At 65.4% G+C, this 17,117-nt stretch carries 8 protein-coding genes (1 of these 8 running past the window's edge); 2 read left to right on the top strand and 6 right to left on the bottom strand.

Features of this window, described 5'->3' with window-relative positions; translation table 11 throughout:
* Positions 1 to 252: 252 nt before the first annotated feature.
* On the top strand, positions 253 to 1,014 hold the full coding sequence (locus ACM62G_RS27570) for an acyl-homoserine-lactone synthase (protein ID WP_160320672.1): 762 nt from the start codon (positions 253 to 255) through the stop codon (positions 1,012 to 1,014).
* Between the two features lie 73 nt (positions 1,015 to 1,087).
* Positions 1,088 to 1,906 carry a helix-turn-helix domain-containing protein gene (locus tag ACM62G_RS27565; RefSeq protein WP_273822893.1) on the top strand — a complete coding sequence of 273 codons (819 nt, stop codon included), beginning with the start codon at positions 1,088 to 1,090 and terminating at the stop codon, positions 1,904 to 1,906.
* Between the two features lie 47 nt (positions 1,907 to 1,953).
* Here the strand turns inward: ACM62G_RS27565 and ACM62G_RS27560 are convergent, their stop codons facing one another.
* The 6 genes from ACM62G_RS27560 to ACM62G_RS27535 all read right to left on the bottom strand — a co-directional run.
* On the bottom strand, positions 1,954 to 4,986 hold the full coding sequence (locus ACM62G_RS27560) for an efflux RND transporter permease subunit (RefSeq protein WP_419736071.1): 3,033 nt from the start codon (positions 4,984 to 4,986) through the stop codon (positions 1,954 to 1,956).
* Positions 4,983 to 6,083 carry an efflux RND transporter periplasmic adaptor subunit gene (locus ACM62G_RS27555; RefSeq protein WP_419736070.1) on the bottom strand — a complete coding sequence of 367 codons (1,101 nt, stop codon included), beginning with the start codon at positions 6,081 to 6,083 and terminating at the stop codon, positions 4,983 to 4,985. The genes ACM62G_RS27560 and ACM62G_RS27555 overlap by 4 nt, the downstream gene beginning before the upstream one ends.
* Entirely contained in the window at positions 6,080 to 7,507 is a 1,428-nt protein-coding gene (locus ACM62G_RS27550) for an efflux transporter outer membrane subunit (protein ID WP_273822897.1), read from the bottom strand. The genes ACM62G_RS27555 and ACM62G_RS27550 overlap by 4 nt, the downstream gene beginning before the upstream one ends.
* 205 nt (positions 7,508 to 7,712) lie before the next feature.
* Positions 7,713 to 9,674: a MacB family efflux pump subunit gene (locus tag ACM62G_RS27545; protein WP_419736069.1), complete on the bottom strand. Its 1,962-nt coding sequence runs from the start codon at positions 9,672 to 9,674 to the stop codon at positions 7,713 to 7,715.
* Positions 9,675 to 9,676: 2 nt separating this feature from the next.
* Positions 9,677 to 10,834 carry a macrolide transporter subunit MacA gene (gene macA, locus ACM62G_RS27540; protein WP_054064595.1) on the bottom strand — a complete coding sequence of 386 codons (1,158 nt, stop codon included), beginning with the start codon at positions 10,832 to 10,834 and terminating at the stop codon, positions 9,677 to 9,679.
* Positions 10,835 to 10,898: 64 nt separating this feature from the next.
* Positions 10,899 to 17,117: the 3' portion of a non-ribosomal peptide synthase/polyketide synthase gene (locus tag ACM62G_RS27535; RefSeq protein WP_419736068.1), read on the bottom strand. 24,654 nt of this gene lie beyond the right edge of the window; only the last 6,219 of its 30,873 coding nucleotides appear in the window; its start codon lies beyond the right edge, outside the window; its stop codon occupies positions 10,899 to 10,901.

Here is a 17,117-nt window from a genome sequence, read left to right as displayed (position 1 = left end):
TGCCTTTGTTTCAATTCGATGAATAATCACCCTCGATACTTCGAGTCATGAGCAATTCGTGATCGCTGTCACAGAATTGTAAAATCCGTCATGCACTCGGCGCGAGCCTGATAATGAACGGCGAGCTCGGTATTCGGGCGATGGTAATTAGACAGCAGTTATCCTTCAGCCGGCAGCTGCACTTAAGTACAGTTGCCGTGCTTACCCGGGATCAATAACAATATGCATCTATCTCCTCCTCGCGACGCATTTATGATTGGTTATGCCCCTCACTCGTACCTGTTTTCCTGGACCTCTTATATTTTTTCCAAGGTGCATGTCGCCGTCGCCAGCTACTCCGAACTCCCCTCCCATGTATTAGAGCAAATACTCAGTATTCGTAAGGCCGCCTTTATCGATCGACGCAAGTGGCATATTGCAAGCTACTGCGGCAGCGAATATGAATTCGACGAATACGACGATGACGATGCCCTCTACCTCTATACCCACAAAGGCGTTCAAGTGACCGGTTGTGTCAGACTTCGCCCCTCCTACAAACCGACCCTGATCTGTGGGGCATTGAACTTCGTCCTGAGCGATGATCGCTCCAGGCCAAACCTGATCGACTGCTGGGAAGCCAGTCGCTTTGCCTTGTTGAACAGCGACACTTCGGACAGCGGCTTTACCGAAGCCAAAGTTGACCTGCGCACCGTCGCGCTGTTCCTGGCCATGTTGCAGTTCGCCTCCACTCAAGAAATCGGTACTTATGAAGTCATTGTCGACGCCCTGATGGAGAAAGTTCTAAAACGCTCCGGCTGGACGGTCGCTCGACGCAATGTCGTGCAAGGCAGCAAAGGCGAAAAAGTCATCTACGGCACGCTGGAATGCACGCCAGCCATCTACCACCGAATACTCAGGATCAATCATGTGCAACGCCTGACCGAAAGACCGCCACCCATGGCCGCACTGCGGACTTTCGACGACGGCGCACTGCGTTCACCCAGCCCCAGCCAACTGATGACCTCGACCCACTGATACGTACCCGAAAAATCTCATGGAACCTTGGGCGGCGCCCTGCGGTTGTGCCCAACAGCAAAATGGAGACCTGATGAATCTGCAATGGCTTTTCCCCTCTGTCGGCAAGGTGATTGCCAGTACTGGCAATCGTCATTTTCCGCGCATGCTGCATGACCTGATCACGGCACAACTGCCGATCGATGCCACGCACATCACCGAACTGCGCCTCGATACCGCCGATCCGACCAGTTCGAGCATCGGCGGCGTGGGCATCAGCCCGATCTGCACCGATACCCTGATGAACGCCGCCGCGGTCAAATGGCCCGCGCCCCCCGTCGATGACGCTGTCGGGGCGTGGCCGCAAACCGAACTGACCTGCTGCCAACACGCCTCCACCCTGCACACCCGCCCCAACCACCTGCACCTGATCTGTCGTACCCGGAGTCGTTGCTACGCCCTGTCCCTCTACCGCCCCGCGCCATCGCCAGGTTTTTCCCCGCAGGAATGTGCGTTCCTCCAGGAGTTTTCCTGCGTCCTGCTGCCGATGATCGGCGAACATGTCGAGGCCCTGCAGCCAACACCGAGCCACCCCCAAGACCTTTCGGCGACCGAGGATCTGGATGGCAGCGGTCTGGATGCCTTGCGCCAGCGCTTCCTCGAACGCCTGGAAATGTTCGGGGTGAACCTGTCCTCCCGGGAAACCGAAGTCTGCGTCGGCCTGCTCGCCGGGCGCACAGCTCCGGAATTGGCCGAGCAGTTGGCGCTGCGGGTCAATACCGTGGAAAGCTATCTCAAGCGTGCCTCCATCAAGATGGGCATCGGCGGTCGCCGTTCGCTGATCCGCTGGATGCATTCGGCCGACGCCAAGGCTGCCCCGGAGAGTTCCAACACGCTGCAAAATGCCCTCTGAATCCATTTCCCGGTTATTGAAAACACCTCGATGGCGGTCCATTCCGCCTATCGGGGTACACGCACAAGCCGCTTGATCCCTTCGAGCCCGTCGTCGACATAGGTGAAAATCACCGGCACCACCAGCAGGCTAAGGACCGTCGAAGCCAGCAGGCCACCAATCACCACCACGGCCATCGGCTGGCGAAAGCCCGATTCCCCGCCCCAGCCCAATGCCGTCGGCAACATCCCCGCGCCCATAGCGATGGTGGTCATCAGAATCGGCCGGGCGCGTTTGTGACAGGCATCGATCAAGGCGTCGTGGCGACGCATGGCCTGGTCCCGGCGGGCCATGATTGCGTACTCCACCAGCAGGATCGAGTTCTTGGTCACGATCCCCATCAGCATCAACAGCCCAATGACCGACGCCATGGAAAAACTCATGCCGCCCAGCAGCAGGGCCAACAAGGCGCCGCCCAGCGACAGAGGCAAGGCCGAAAGAATGGTGAAAGGCTGCATGAAGTCATGAAACAGCAGCACCAGCACCGAGTAGATGCAGAACACGCCGACGGCCATGGCCAGGCTGAAATTGCCGAACAGTTCGCTCATCAGTTGCAGCTCGCCCTGCTCAACCAGCTTCATTTGCCCGGGCAGGTGCTGCAGGCCCGGCAGTTGCCGGGCTTCATCCATCACTTCGCCGACATTGCGGCCATTGAGTTCGATGGACAGGGTGATGTTGCGCAGGCGGTCCAGCCGGTCGATCTGCGCCGGCCCGCTGCCCATGCCGATCTCGCCCAGCGACGCCAGCGCGACCTGGCCGTCGTGGCCCCTGACCCGCAACTGGGCGATGCTCTCCAGGTCGGTGCGCACCTGCGGTTGCATGCGAACCCGCACGTCGACCTGACGCTGGGACAGGTTGACCTTGCCCAGGGACGATGAATATTCGCCATAGGTTGCCAGGCGCAAGGTGTCGGCAATGTCCTGGCTGCTGATACCCAGCTCGGCTGCGCGCACGTAGTCGGGGCGCATCTGGATCTCCGGCCGTTGCACCGCGGTACTCGATGTCACGTTGCCGATCCCCCTGAGCTGGCGCAACTGGGGTTCGAGGGCACTGGCGGTGCGTTCGAGCAGGTCGCCATCGTCACTGGCCAGGACGATGTCCAGGCGTTCCCCGCTGCGGTCGCCGCCGACATTGACTCTCACCCCGGGCAGGCTGCGCAGCGCCTCGCGCATCTTCGCCTCGACCGAGGACTGCTTGAGGGCGCGCTCGTCGCGTGGCAGCAGGTCGACCGTCAGGCTCGCCTTGCGATTGCCGCCGCCGGAGATATCGCCGCTGCCCACCGCGGCGAAAACATGCGCCACCTCGGGAATCGTGCGCAGGCGGGCATCGGCCTGCAAGACCATGGCGGCGGTCTGCTCCAGGCTGCTGCCGGGCACGAGTTCCAGGCTGATGGTGCTGCGCGCATTGTCCTGGGCCGGCAGAAAACTGGTGGGCAACAGCGGGATCAGCGCCAGGGAGCCGAGCAGCAGCAGGCCGACCAGGGCCATGGTGGTCCGGCGTCGGCTCAGGCTGGTGCGGATCCAGCCCAGGTAACGGATCATCAAGCCGCCATCCTGCTCTACATGGGACCTGGCCCTGAGCACATGGGCCGCCATCATCGGCGTCAGCATGCGCGCCACCAGCAGGGAAAACAGCAGCGCCGCGCTGGCGGTCACGCCGAACTGGCGGAACAGCTTGCCGGATATCCCGCCCATGAACGCCGTGGGCAGAAACACCGCCACCAGGGTCACGGTGGTCGCCACCACCGCCAGGCCGATTTCGTCGGAGGCCTCGATCGCCGCCTGGCGCGGGCTTTTGCCCAGGCGCAGGTGCCGGGCGATGTTCTCCACTTCGACGATGGCATCGTCCACCAGGATGCCGATCACCAGCGCCAGGGCCAGCAGGGAAATGGTATTGAGGGTGAAACCGGCAAAATACATCACGCCGAAGGTAGGAATGATCGACAACGGCAGCGCGGTCGCCACGACGAGGGTGGCCCGCCAGTCACGCAGGAACCAGCCGACCACCAGTACGGCCAGCAGCATGCCCTCGTACAGCAGGGTCATGGAGCCGCGATAGTTCTCCAGCACCGGCGCGACGCTGTTGCTCGCCTCTTCGATGCGGATATCCGCATGCTGGCCGTCGAATTCGTCGATCGCGCGGCGCACATCCGCCGTCACCCCGATATCGGAGAAACCCAGGGAGCGCATCACCTGGAAGCCGATGACCGGCTTGCCGTCACGAAAGGCCCGGGTGCTGCGCTCGGCATGGGTATCGCGGACCGAACCCAGTTGCTGCAGGGCCACCATGCGTCCATCGCCGGTGGGCAGGCGAACGGTGCCGAGCTGCGCCGGGTCGTCGATCGCCGCCAGGATGCGCAGGGCCTGCTGGCCGCTGCCCAGATCGCCCTGGCCGCCGGAGTTGTCTTTCTGCATCGCCCGCAAGCGAGCGGCCACGTCCGTCACGCCAAGCCCCAACCCTGCCATCATGGCCGGATCGAGGTCGACCTGGATCTCCCGATCCACCCCGCCGACCCGGACGACCTTGGCGACGCCCCGCACGGCCAGCAGGTGCTTGCTCAATTCATTGTCGATGAACCAGGACAAGGCTTGCTCGTTCATCCGCGGGGCATCGACCACGTAGGTCAGCAGCGCCGAGGTATTGGTGGTCAGGCGCGACACCGACGGCGTGTCGAGGCTCGCCGGCAATTCGGCCCTGGCACTGTCCACTGCGTTGCGCACTTCGTTGAGGGCTTCGTTGCCGTCCTTGTCGATGGCAAAGGTGACGTTGATGCTGACGCTGCCTTCGGTAATCGAGGTCGTCACATGTTGCAGCAGACGCAACGACGTCAGCTTGTCTTCGAGCTTGCGCGCCACCTCGGTTTCCAGTTGTTCGGGCGCCGCCCCTTCCAGCGATGCACTGATGACCACCGTGGGCAGGTCGGTGTCCGGAAAGTCCTGGATGCCGAGCCGATCCAGGCCAAACACGCCGAACAGGGTCAGCAGCACGAACAGCATGACCGCCGGTACCGGGTAGCGGATCGACAGTGCGGAGATGTTCATCGCTCGTCCGCCTTGTGGACCAGGGTCACGCTGGCCCCGTCGCTGAGGAAGGCGCCTCCGCTGCGCACGATCCGCGCCTGCTCGGTCAGCCCGGCGACGATTTCCACGGCCCGCCCGCGCCGGCGCCCGACTTCCACCCCCTGCTGGGTGACATGCATGTCCTCGCCCAGCACGAACACATAGGAGCGGCCATCGCGCAGGACCACGGCGGTATCCGGAACGGTCAGCGCCGCGCGGTCGGCCAGTTCGATGCGGCCGCTGGCGTACATGCCGGCCCGTGCCGATGAGTCGCCGGGCAAGGAGACATAGACCAGCGCGCGGCTGGTCTTGCTGTCCAGCACCGGCGCAACCAGGCGCACCCGCCCCCGCACCTGCGTGCCATCCGGCAGTTCCAGCTCGGCGGATTGTCCGGCGCGTACCTGCGGCAACTGCCGCGCATCGAGTTCGGCCTGCCATTCGACGCGACCGGCGCGGATCATCCGGAACAATTCGCTGCCGGTGGCCACCACATCGCCGAGCAGGGCCTTGCGCCCGGAGATGATGCCATCGTCCACCGCGACGATACGGGTCTGCGCGAGCCGGATGCGGGTGCTGCGCAGATCGGCGTTCGCCGACGCCAGGTTGGCCTCGGCGGTCTGTACCTTGACCCGGTACTCCTCCAGTTGCTGCTCCGACAAGGCGCCGCTCTGCCCGACCACCGCCGCGCGTCGCTCGTTGGAGCGTGCCTCCTGCAACTGTGCGGCCGCCTGGGCCACCGCGGCCTTCTGCTTGTTTTCGTCGGCCTGCACACTGGCATCGGCCAGGGTGGCCAGGACCTGCCCCTTGCGCACCCGGTCGCCGATATCGGCGTTCAGGCTGGCGATGCGCAAACTGCCGGTCTCGGCGCTGATCAGCACCTCCTGCCAGGGCGCGAGGGCTCCGCTGGCCACCAGCACCTGTGGCCAGTCTTCACGGCGCGGCTGCACCGCCTCGACGCTCAGGCTGGTAGCCACCACGGGCGTGGCCGCCGGTGCCGGCGCGGCGCGACCGAAGAGCAGCCATCCCGAGAGCGCGAGCCCAGCCAGTGCCAGCAGGCCATGGCCTGCCGTCAGCCTCATGCCCCACCCCGCTTCGGCACTTCGCCCGCCAGCCCGTCGCGGTCCTGCCAGCCGCCGCCGAGGGCCTTGTACAGGGCGATCCAGTAGCGCACCTGGTTCTGTTGCAGGGTGATCAGTTCGATTTGCGCCGACAACGCCGAGCGGCGCGCCAGCTCGCGGTCGAGCAGGCTGGCATTGCCGGCCTGCCAGTTGCGATCGACGGCCTGGAAATACGCCTCGTAACCTTGCGTGGCGCGCCGGGCATCGGCCTCCGAGCGGCGCGCGGCGTCCAGGCGCACCAGCGATTGCTCGACCTCCAGCACGGCCGTGCGCAGGGTCTGCCGATAGGTTGCCAGGGCCGAGTCATAGCCGGCCCGGGCCGAGTCCACGGCCGCCCGCCGCTTGCCGCCATCGAACAGCGGGACACTGAGCTGCGGCCCCAGGCTCCAGGTTCGGCTGTATTGGCCGGTGGTGGTGCCCACGGCCAAGGAGCCGACCAGGCCGAGACTGGGCAGGCGGTCGGCCTGGGCGGCTCCGATCTGCGCATTGGCGGCCGCCAGTTCGCGTTCGCTGGCGGCCAGGTCCGGACGCTGGCGAACCAGGTTGGCGGGCACTTCCCGCACATCCAGCAAGGCCGGCTCCGGCAGGCGCGGCGGCAGATCGCCGAGCACTTCACGCACCTTGTCCTCACTGCTGCCGGACAGGGCCACCAGACTCTTGAGCAGCACATCGCAGGCGCTTTGCTGATTGGTCAGGGTCGCGAGGCTCGCAGCGGCACTGGCATCGGCCAGCGCGGCATCGGCGGCGGAGGTGAAACCGGCCTGGTGCGACAGCCGGGTCAGGCGCGCGGTCTGTTCCTGGGATTGCGCCTGGTCGCGGTAGGCGTTGACCAACAGCTGACAGCCGCGGTACTGCACGAAGTCATCACCGACCTCGGCCGCCAGGGATACCCTGGCGTCATGCCAGTCATCGATCCGGGCCTCCAACAGATGGCGCGAAGCTTCGTCGCTGCGGCGCAGCTTGCCGAACAGATCCAGTTCCCAGCTCGCATCGAGGGTCGCCCCGGAGGTGCTGCCGACCTTGTTCAGGGCACGCTGGCTGACGCCGGCCCGCGCCTTGCTCAAGCCACCGTTGAGTTGCGGCCGGCCATCGGCCAGGCTGCCGTCCAGGGTCGCACGGGCCTGGGCGATGCGGGCCAACGCCTGGTCGAGGGACGGGCTGTCGGCCTCGGCCAGGCGCAGCAGCGCCGCCAGTGCCGGGTCGTTGAACTGCCGCCACCAGTCGTCCAGCCCTACCACCGAAGCGCCATGGGGCAGCGGCGCATACCAGCGGCTCGCCACCTTCACCTGTGGCCGCTGGTAGTCCGGACCCAGTGTGCAGCCGCCCAGCAGCGCCGCGCACAGCACGGGCAGCAGCAAGCGGGCAACAGGTTTGGCGATAGGCATAACGCTCTCGCAGACTCCGAGCACAGGTGTCAGGGGAAATGAGGACATCGGGTCAATACGGGGACGGGCACGGGAACCGCGCCCGCCCTGCCACATCGCCCTTTCGTGGCCTGCATTTAACCCCAGCGACAGTGGCCTGTCTGGCATGGGAAATGGGGACATTCCGGGGCGCCGGGCAGGAGCCGCGCGGGCTCCTGCGGTCCGCTCAATCGCGTGCCAATGCCTCGATCGGGTTGAGCCGGGCGGCATTGCGCGCCGGCACGAAGCCGAACACGATGCCGATCAGCGTCGAACAGATGAAGGCGGTGACGATCGAGCTGAGCGAGAACACCATCTTCCATTCCTTGACCAGCAGCGAGAACACATAGCCGATCCCGAACGACAGGCTGATGCCGATGATCCCGCCGAGCAGGCAGACCATCACCGCCTCCACCAGGAACTGCTGGCGGATATCCGACTGGCGCGCCCCCACCGCCATGCGGATGCCGATTTCGCGGGTTCGTTCGGTCACCGACACCAGCATGATGTTCATCACGCCGATACCGCCCACCGCCAGGGAAATCACCGCGATCAAGGACAACAGCAGGGCCAGCGACTGGCTGGTCTTCTGTACGGTCTGCATGACGCTGTCGAGGTTGTAGGTGAAGAAGTCCTTGGTGCCGTGACGCCTTTCCATCAGCTTGTTGATGTTGTCCTCGACCACCTTGCTCGGCTGCCCGTCCCTGGCCCGCACCGTGATGCTGTCCAGGAAGCGCTGGCCCAGTACGCGACCGGAAGCGGTTTCGAAGGGCATCCAGATGTTCAGGCTCTTGCTGGTGTTGAAAATGCTCTTCCTGTCCTCGGTCACGCCGATCACCGTGCACGGCAGGTTGTCCACCAGGATCACCTGGCCCAGCGGGTCCGCCGAGGCGCCGAACAGGCGGATGCGGGTGTTGTGATCGATCACCACCACCTGGGCCTGGCGCCGGGCGTCATCCTGGTTGAACGGTACCCCCAGGCCCATCTTGATGCCACGCACCTGGAAGTAGCTAGGGCTGACCCCGCTGACGGTCGCCGTCACATCGATATTGCGGTAACGCACCAGCAGGCTGCGCCCGATGTTCGGCGAGGCACTGTCGATGTAGTACTCGCTGTTGAGGGCCGCCACATCGGAAAGCGCCAGGGTTTCGATGGACCCCGCCTTGTTGTCGCCGTAGTCGTTGCCGGGGAAGATCTCGATGGTGTTGCTGCCGATCGCCTGGATATCCTTGAGCACGTACTCCTTGGCCCCCTCGCCGATCGCCACGATCGACACTACCGAAGTGATGCCGATGATGATCCCGAGCATGGTCAGCAAGGTGCGCATGCGGTGCGAGATCAGCGCCACCCAGGCCATCACGAAAGCCTCCTGGAACAGCGCCAGAGCGGCCATCAGGCGGTTGCCCTGCCGGGGCTTGGCCGGTGGGCGCTGCGCGGTTTTCCCGCCCTCCACCGGACGATTCGGATTGGGCCGGTCACTGACGATCTCGCCGTCGCGGATCTCGATGATGCGCTCGGCATGGGCGGCGACCTTGTCATCGTGGGTGACCAGGATCACCGTGTGCCCGGCCGCATGCAGCTCCAGCAGGATCTTCATCACCTCCTTGCCGCTGGCGCTGTCCAGGGCCCCGGTGGGTTCGTCGGCGAGAATGATTTCGCCGCCGTTCATCAGGGCCCTGGCGATACTGACCCGCTGCTGCTGGCCACCGGACAGTTGGTTGGGGCGGTGCTCCAGGTGCGCCGCCAGTCCCAGGCGTTCAAGCAGTTCATGGGCACGGCTGTTGCGCTTGCTCTCACCGGTGCCGGCGTAGACCGCCGGCATTTCCACGTTCTGGCTGGCCGCCAGGTGCGGCAACAGGTGATAGCGCTGGAAAATGAAACCGAAGTGATCGCGACGCAGTTGCGCCAGCTCATCGTCCGTCAGGCTGCCGGTTTCGCGCCCGTCGACCTTGTAGCTGCCGGTGTTGGCCTGGTCCAGGCAACCGAGCACGTTCATCAGGGTCGACTTGCCGGAGCCCGAGGCGCCGGTGATCGCCACCAGTTCACCGGCATTGATCGTCAGGTTGATGTCCTTGAGCGCGACGAAGTCCTTCTCGCCGGCGACGAAACGGCGGGTAATCCCCTTGAGTTCCAACAGAGGCCGGCTCATGGTCAGGCCCCCGCTACCGCGGGTGTCGCGGACGGTTCGCCAATGACCACCTTGTCACCCTCGGCCAGGCCGGTCTTGATCTCCACCCGGACATTGTTGTTGATGCCGGTCTGCACGTTGCGCACCTGGGCCTGGCCCTGCGCGTCGAGTACCCGCACCGGGAACGTGCCGTCCTTGTTCTTCTCGCCCAGGGCCGCGACCGGCACCGTCAGTACCTCCTTGGCCCGGTCACGCACGATATGCACCTGGGCGGTCATGGAAATGCGCAGGCGGTGATCGGGGTTCGGCACATCGAACAAGGCGTTGTAGAACACTGCGGTATTCTGCTTGGGCGTACCGGCGGTCTGGGTTTCCAGGAAGTTCTGCGGTGCCGGCTCGGTCCCCCTCAGCTTGGCGTAGTAGCGCTTGTCGACATCCCCCAGAATGGTGAAATACACCTCCTGACCCGGGCTGATATGAATCACGTCGGCCTCGGAGACCTGGGCCTTGATGGTCATGGTGTCCAGGTCGGCGAGCTTGAGGATCACCGGCGCCAGCTGGTTGGCGATCACGGTCTGGCCTTCCTGGGTGACGATGCCCACCACGTCGCCGCTGATGGGCGCGACGATACGGGTGTAGCCCAGGTTGACCCTGGCGGTTTCCACCTGGATCCGCGCATCCCTGATCTGGGCCTCCAGCGACAGCAGGTTGGCGGTCCGGACCTCGAAGTTCGATTGCGCGGTCTCGAAGTCCTGCTTGGAGATCGCATCGTCCTCGCGCAATTGCTTGTAGCGCTCGTAGGTGGACTTGGCATCCTTGAGCTGCGCCGCCGCCGCCTGTTTCTGCGCGGTCAGGTTCTGTTCATTGACCTGCGCCTGGCGCAGGGCGTTCTGCAGCACCACCGGGTCGATTTCCGCCAGCCACTGGCCCTCCTTGACCTTGTCGCCCAGCTTCACCTTCAGGGACTTGAGCTGGCCGGACACCTGCGCGCCGACATCGACCTGCCTGATGCCCTGCAGCACCCCGCTGGCCAGGACGGAGTTCTCGATGTCCGTGCGCTCGACACTGGCGGTCAGATACTCCGGCGGCTTGGCCGGTGCCTGGACGCTGTAGAACACGATCGCCGCCAGGACCAGCAGCACTGTCACGATTACCACTTTGCGAAACTTCAACTTTTTCATAGAAAGCCACGAATGCGTTGGAGGTTGACCCGGCGACCTCGCCGCCGGATTTCAAGAGGTTGGGTTAATGGAAGCTTCGCCACCAACTCGCCAGATGCTGCACATGTGGCGCCTTGAGGATGGTGAAATGGTTACCCGGCCCACGCCATACGGTGAGGTCCGGGGCACAACGCCGCCAGCCGTTGACCATGGCCTGCTGCTCGCGCTGGTTGCCCGCCGCGTCCAGCACCGGGTCATCGGCCAGCACCAGGCGCACGGGGCCGGTATAGACCGCCGACGGCTGGTAGCGGGTGCGCAAGGCCGAACCGAAGGCCCGCACCGGCCCGCGCATCGAGTCCGGTGCCGAGCGTTGCGGCAGCAGCCCGGCGCGGACCATGCCGGCATGCAACAGCTGCAGTTGACCGGCATCGCCCTGTGCCTCGAAGGCGGCCCGGTCGATGTCCATCGACTTGCCCGCCGCCAGTTGCATGGTCTCGATCAGGCGTTCCAGCACACCGATCGACGTGTAGGGCCTGCCGACCACACCGTTGCCGCCTGGCGATTCGCTGTCGACCAGGGTCAACGAGGCCACCTCGCGCCCCCGAGCCGCCAGGCGCAGGGCCATCTCGAACACCACCCAGCCGCCGAAGGAATGGCCGAGCAGGTGCACCGGTCCTTCGGGTTGCACACTGTCGAGCGCCCGCAGGTAGGCCTCGGCGGCAATTTCCACCGAACCGTACGGCACCGTGCGGCCATCCAGCCCGCGCGGTTGCAGGCCATGGATCGGCCAATGCGCACCGAACGCGTCGGTCAGGCCGATAAAGCCCGTGACGCTGTCGCCGGCCCCCGGTACGCAGAACACCGGCGTGTGATCGCCGCGCCCGCCCTGGATCGTCAGCAACGGCTGGTGCTTGGCGCGCACTGGCGCCGAATGCCCGGCCAGCGAAGCCAACGCCGTATTGAGCGCCCCTGCGAGGCGCTGGATATGCGGTGCCTGCATCAGGCTCTGGTGATCGCCTGCGACCTCGATACGCTGCAGCTGGCTGCGCGGCAGCACAGCGTCCCACCCCAGGTAACCGTCATGAGGCACGGCATCGTGGGCCAGCTCGGTGGCGGTGAACAGGTGCACCGGCACGCTGGTGGGGAACACGGTGTAGTGGGCCTGGGCATGCCCGTGGGCCACCTCGCGATCCAGGTACCGCCACAGAGACTCGGCCTCGTAAACAGCGAGTTCCGGTGGCAATACGCCCTGCTCGCGGCAATGTTGCAGGAGCCCTTCGAAATCGAAGTCCTGCAGCCTTGAACGCACCACGTCCAGTGCCGCCAGCGTTTCCTCGCTCACCCCCTGGGCATTCCAGAACGATTCACAGCGTTCCAGCAGATGCTGGCGATGCGCGCTGTGCGGACTCCAGCGCTCGCGGCCCTGATCCACCAGGCGCGGCATGTAGGTATCGATCAGGCCGACAAACTCCACCTCCTCGTCCAGGCTCTCCAACTGGATGGCGATCTCGTAGGCCAGCAAGCCGCCGAACGACCAGCCGGCCAGACGATAAGGCCCTTGCGGCTGGACGCTGCGCATCAGGTTCAACAGACGGCTCGCCAGGCATTCCAGGGTCTGCAACTGCGGCTGCCCGAGGGGAATGCCAGGCAGGCCATAGACCGGGATATCGCTGTCGATATGCTGGCCCAGGGTCGGGAAATACAGGTCCAGGCCGGTGAACTCGTGGACCAGGAACAACGGCCGTTGACTGCCGGTGGTGCGTACCGGCACCACTTGCTCAACCCCTGCGGGCTCGGCCCGGCTGCCCAGCAGGGCAGCCAACTGCGCGACCGTCGCGTGCTGGAACAACTCGGCCAGCGACAGCGGCAAGCCAACGGCAGCCAGTTGGCTGACCAGTCGCACCGCCAGCAGCGAATGACCGCCGAGTTCGAAGAAGTGGTCATGCCGCCCCACCCGTTCGACCTTGAGCAGTTCGGCCCAGAGTGCCGCCAATCGGCTTTCGATCTCGCCTTGCGGCGCCTCGTAGCCGCGGCTGACCAGCGCCTGGGCATCCGGCACCGGCAACGCCTTGCGGTCCAGTTTGCCGTTGGCGGTCAGGGGCAAGGCATCAAGTTGCACGTAGGCCGCCGGCACCATGTACTCGGGCAGCAAACCTTGCAGGTAGCTGTGCAGCGCCTCCGCCGGGATCGACTCTCCGGTCGAGCTGATATAAGCCACCAGACGTTTGTCGCCCGGAACATCCTCGCGGCACAACACCACGCTTTCCCTGACCTCGGGATGCTCGGCCAGGCGCGCTTCGATCTCGCCCAGTTCGACCCGGAAGCCGCGGATCTTCACCTGGGCGTCATTGCGGCCCAGATAGTCCAGGTTGCCGTCGGCACGCCAGCGCACCAGGTCGCCGGTGCGGTACAGGCGAGCATTCGGCTCGCTGTTGAATGGGTCGACCAGGAATTTTTCCCGGGTCAGTTCTTCCCGGTTCAGGTAACCCAGGGCCACGCCCTGCCCGCCGATATACAGCTCCCCTGCCACACCCACCGGCACCGGCTGGCCCTGGGCATCAAGCACGTACAGGCAGGTGTTGCCCACGGGGCGGCCAATCGGGATGCCCCCGTTGCCGACCGCGGTGATTTCGTAGGTCGCGGAGAAGGTCGTGGCTTCGGTCGGGCCGTAACCGTTGAGCAGATGCTCGGGGGCACTGTTTTCCAGTACCCGGGCGATCACCGCCGGGTCCAGCACGTCGCCGCCGACGATCAGGTAACGCAGCCGCGAGAATGCCTCACCCAGGCCCGAGGCATACTGATGGAACAACCCGGCGGTCATCCACAACACCGTCACCGACTGTTCCAGCAACAGGCGCTGGAAGTTCGCCGGGGACAGCAGGTCGTCCTGGCCGATCACCACCACGCAGCCGCCATTGAGCAGCGGTGCCCAGACATCCAGGGTACTGGCGTCGAAGGCCGGGTTGGAGGCGAAGGCCACTCGATCCCGTTCGTTGAAATCGGCGTAGCCGTTGTTGATCACCAAACGAGTGATGGCCCGGTGCGGCACCAGCACGCCTTTCGGGGTGCCGGTGGAACCGGAGGTGTACATGATGTACGCCACGCTTTCGCTGGACTGGGTGATCCCCAGGTCATCCGGATCCAGAGCGGACAGGTCCAGGAGGTCCAGTTCCACCCGCTGTGCCGAGGTCGTCAGCGACACCTGTCTATGAGTCAGCAGGACTCGCGCCTGGCTGTCCTCGATCATGAAGCCCTGGCGTTCGAGCGGTGCATTGATGTCCAGCGGCACATAGACCGCCGCGCACTTGAGCGCCGCCAATTGGCTGACCAGCAGGTCATGGCTGCGCGCCAGCAGGATCGCCACGCTGTCGCCCGGCTGCACGCCGAGGCCACGCAGGTGCCGGGCCAGGCGGTTGGCTCGGGCGTTGAGCTCGGCGTAAGTCAACGCCACGCCGTCGTGGATCGCCGCGCACGCCTCGGGACGGGCACGGACCTGGGCCTCGAACAGCCCGTGCACGGTCTGCGTGCGTGGGTAGTCGCGGTGGCTGGCGTTGAAGCCCACCAGCAGTTGCTCGCGCTCGGCATCGGGCAGGATCGTAAGCTCAGCCAACGGCGTTAGGGGCGCCTGCTCCAGGGCCGCCGCCAGGTTGACCAGGGCCGTGTGCATGTAGTCGCAGACCCGCTGCGCACCGATGCCCTCCAGGGCCGCGACGCTCAGGACGAAATCCTCACCCAGATCATCCACCGACAGCGTCAGCGGATAGTTGCTCCACTCCTCGCCGCCCAGCCCCTCGATCCCGTTCCACGCCGACAGCGCCTGACTGTCGGCCTGCACGGCGCTATGCCGGTAGTTGAGCAACGCGCTGAACAGCGGCGTCGCCGCGGCCACACCGCTGCAACGCTGGGCCAGGGCCAGGGACGCGTGCTCGTGAGCGAGCAGGTCCGTCAGGCGGTCATGGGTCGCCCGGACGCCCGCCCGGACATCACGGGCATTGACCTCGATGCGCAGCGGCAAGGTGTTGATGAACATCCCCAACGCGCGATCGGCACCCTCGCCGCCCTGCATCCGGCCCATCAGCACGGTACCGAACACCACGTCCTCGCGACCGCTGACCCCGCCGACCACCCTGGCCCAGGCCAGGTGATGCACGCTGGCTACAGTGACGCCCAGATGACGGGCGCACTGGCGCAGACGCTGGCTCAAGGCCTGGTCGACCACCCGGCGGGCCTGCTCGATGGCGCTGCCATCCTGTACCTCCTGCAGGCCGAACGGCAGGGTCGGCTCGGTGACATCGCCCAGCATCTCGCGGAAGAAGGCTTCGTGGTCGGCCTGGCTGCCGCCCAGACGCGCCTGGGCCACATAGTTGCGGAACGGTACTGGCGAGCCCAACTGCGCCTGCTGCCCCAGCAGATAGGCCTGCATCTCGTGCTGCACCACCTCCAGCGCGGTATGGTCGAGTGCCATGTGATGGAACAGCAGCACGGCCACCCAGTGCTGCCGGCTGGCGTCGTAGGCACAGGCCAGGCGCAGCAAGGGTGCCTGGCGCACATCGAGGCGGTAGTGCAGCGGGTCGAAATGCTTGCGCAATTGCTCGTCGATATCGCCGTCCTGCGCAGTCAGCGGCAACTCCTCCAGCACCAGCGGTGCCTGACGCAGGACCGCCTGCACCGGCTCGTCCAGGCCTTCCCAGAATACGGCGGTACGCAGGATGTCATGACGACCGATCACCCCCTGCAGGGCGTCGAAAAAGGCCGACAGCCGCTCGCGGTCCCGCAGGTGGAACAGCGCCTGCTGGAGATAGAGATCGCCCTGCTCCGCCGCCAGGTGGTGATAGAGAATCCCCTCCTGCAAGGGCGCCAGCGGGTAGATATCCTGCACGTTCGCCGCACCGCCCGGCACACTCGCCACCACCCGGTCGATCTGCTCCTGAGTCAGGTCGACCAGGGGCAACAGGTCCGGCGTGATGCGCTCGCAGCCGGCAGCGATCCGGTTGGCCGGCACCACGATTTCCGGGTTGCCACCCACCGCCGCTGCCAGGGCCGACAGGGTCGGCTGGCCGAACAGCACCCGCACGTCCGCGCTCAGGCCGATCTGGCGCATGCGTTCGATCAGCGTTACCGCCAGCAGCGAATGGCCGCCCAACTCGAAGAAGTGGTCATGCCGCCCGACGCGCTCAACCTTGAGCAGTTCGGCCCAGAGTTGCGCCAGCAGGTTTTCGGTTTCGCCTTGCGGGGCCTCGTATTCACGGCTGATCAGCGCGCCAGCGTCCGGAGCCGGCAGGGCCTTGCGGTCCAGCTTGCCATTGGGGGTCAGCGGCAACGCATCGAGCTGCACATAGGCCGCCGGCACCATGTATTCCGGCAACACAGCCTGCAGATGACCACGCAGCGCTTCGACCGCCAGGACGGTTTCCGGCTGTTGCGCCGTGACATAGGCCACCAGGCGTTTCTCGCCGGGGTTGTCTTCCCGTGCCAGCACCACGCTTTCCTTGACCCCGGCGCAAGCGGCCAGGCGCGCTTCGATTTCCCCCAGCTCGATACGGAAGCCACGGATCTTCACCTGGTCGTCGTTGCGGCCCAGGTACTCGATGTTGCCGTCCGGTAGATAGCGGGCCAGATCGCCGGTGCGATACAGGCGTCCGTCACCGAACGGATCGTCGAGGAACCGCTCGGCGCTCAGTTCAGGACGGTTCAGATAGCCACGCGCCACCTGCACGCCAGCGATGTACAGCTCCCCGGCCACGCCTCGCGGCACCGGCTGACGGTACGCGTCGAGCAGGTAGATCCGGGTGTTGGCCACCGGCTTGCCGATCGGCGTGTTGTCCGGGGTCTGCTCCAGCGGTCCGGCGCAATCCCAGGCGGTCACGTCCACCGCCGCCTCGGTCGGCCCATAGAGGTTGAACAGGCCGACTTGCGGCAACTGCTGCTTGAAGCGCCGCACCAGGTGCCCTGGCAGTGCCTCGCCGCTGCACATGACCCGCCGCAGAGCGCTCTGCTGCGTCTGGCCGTGGGCCAGGAACAGGTCGAGCATCGACGGTACGAAGTGCAAGGTGGTGATGCCCTGCTCGCCAATCACCTGCCGCAGGTAGGCCGGGTCGCGATGGCCGCCGGGGCGTGCCATCACCAGCCGCGCACCGTTGAACAGCGGCCAGAAGAACTCCCAGACCGACACGTCGAAGCTGAACGGGGTCTTCTGCAGCACCCGATCCGAGGCGTCCAGGCCGTATTCGTCCTGCATCCACAGCAGGCGGTTGACCACCGCGCGGTGTTCGTTCATCACGCCTTTCGGCTGGCCGGTGGAGCC

Origin of the sequence: Pseudomonas sp. COR18 (assembly GCF_048568395.1) — a bacterium.
In the GTDB taxonomy this organism is placed as follows: domain Bacteria; phylum Pseudomonadota; class Gammaproteobacteria; order Pseudomonadales; family Pseudomonadaceae; genus Aquipseudomonas; species Aquipseudomonas fuscovaginae_B.
The sequence above is the reverse complement of the archived record's forward strand: the minus strand, read 5'-3'. Positions and strand labels throughout refer to the sequence as shown.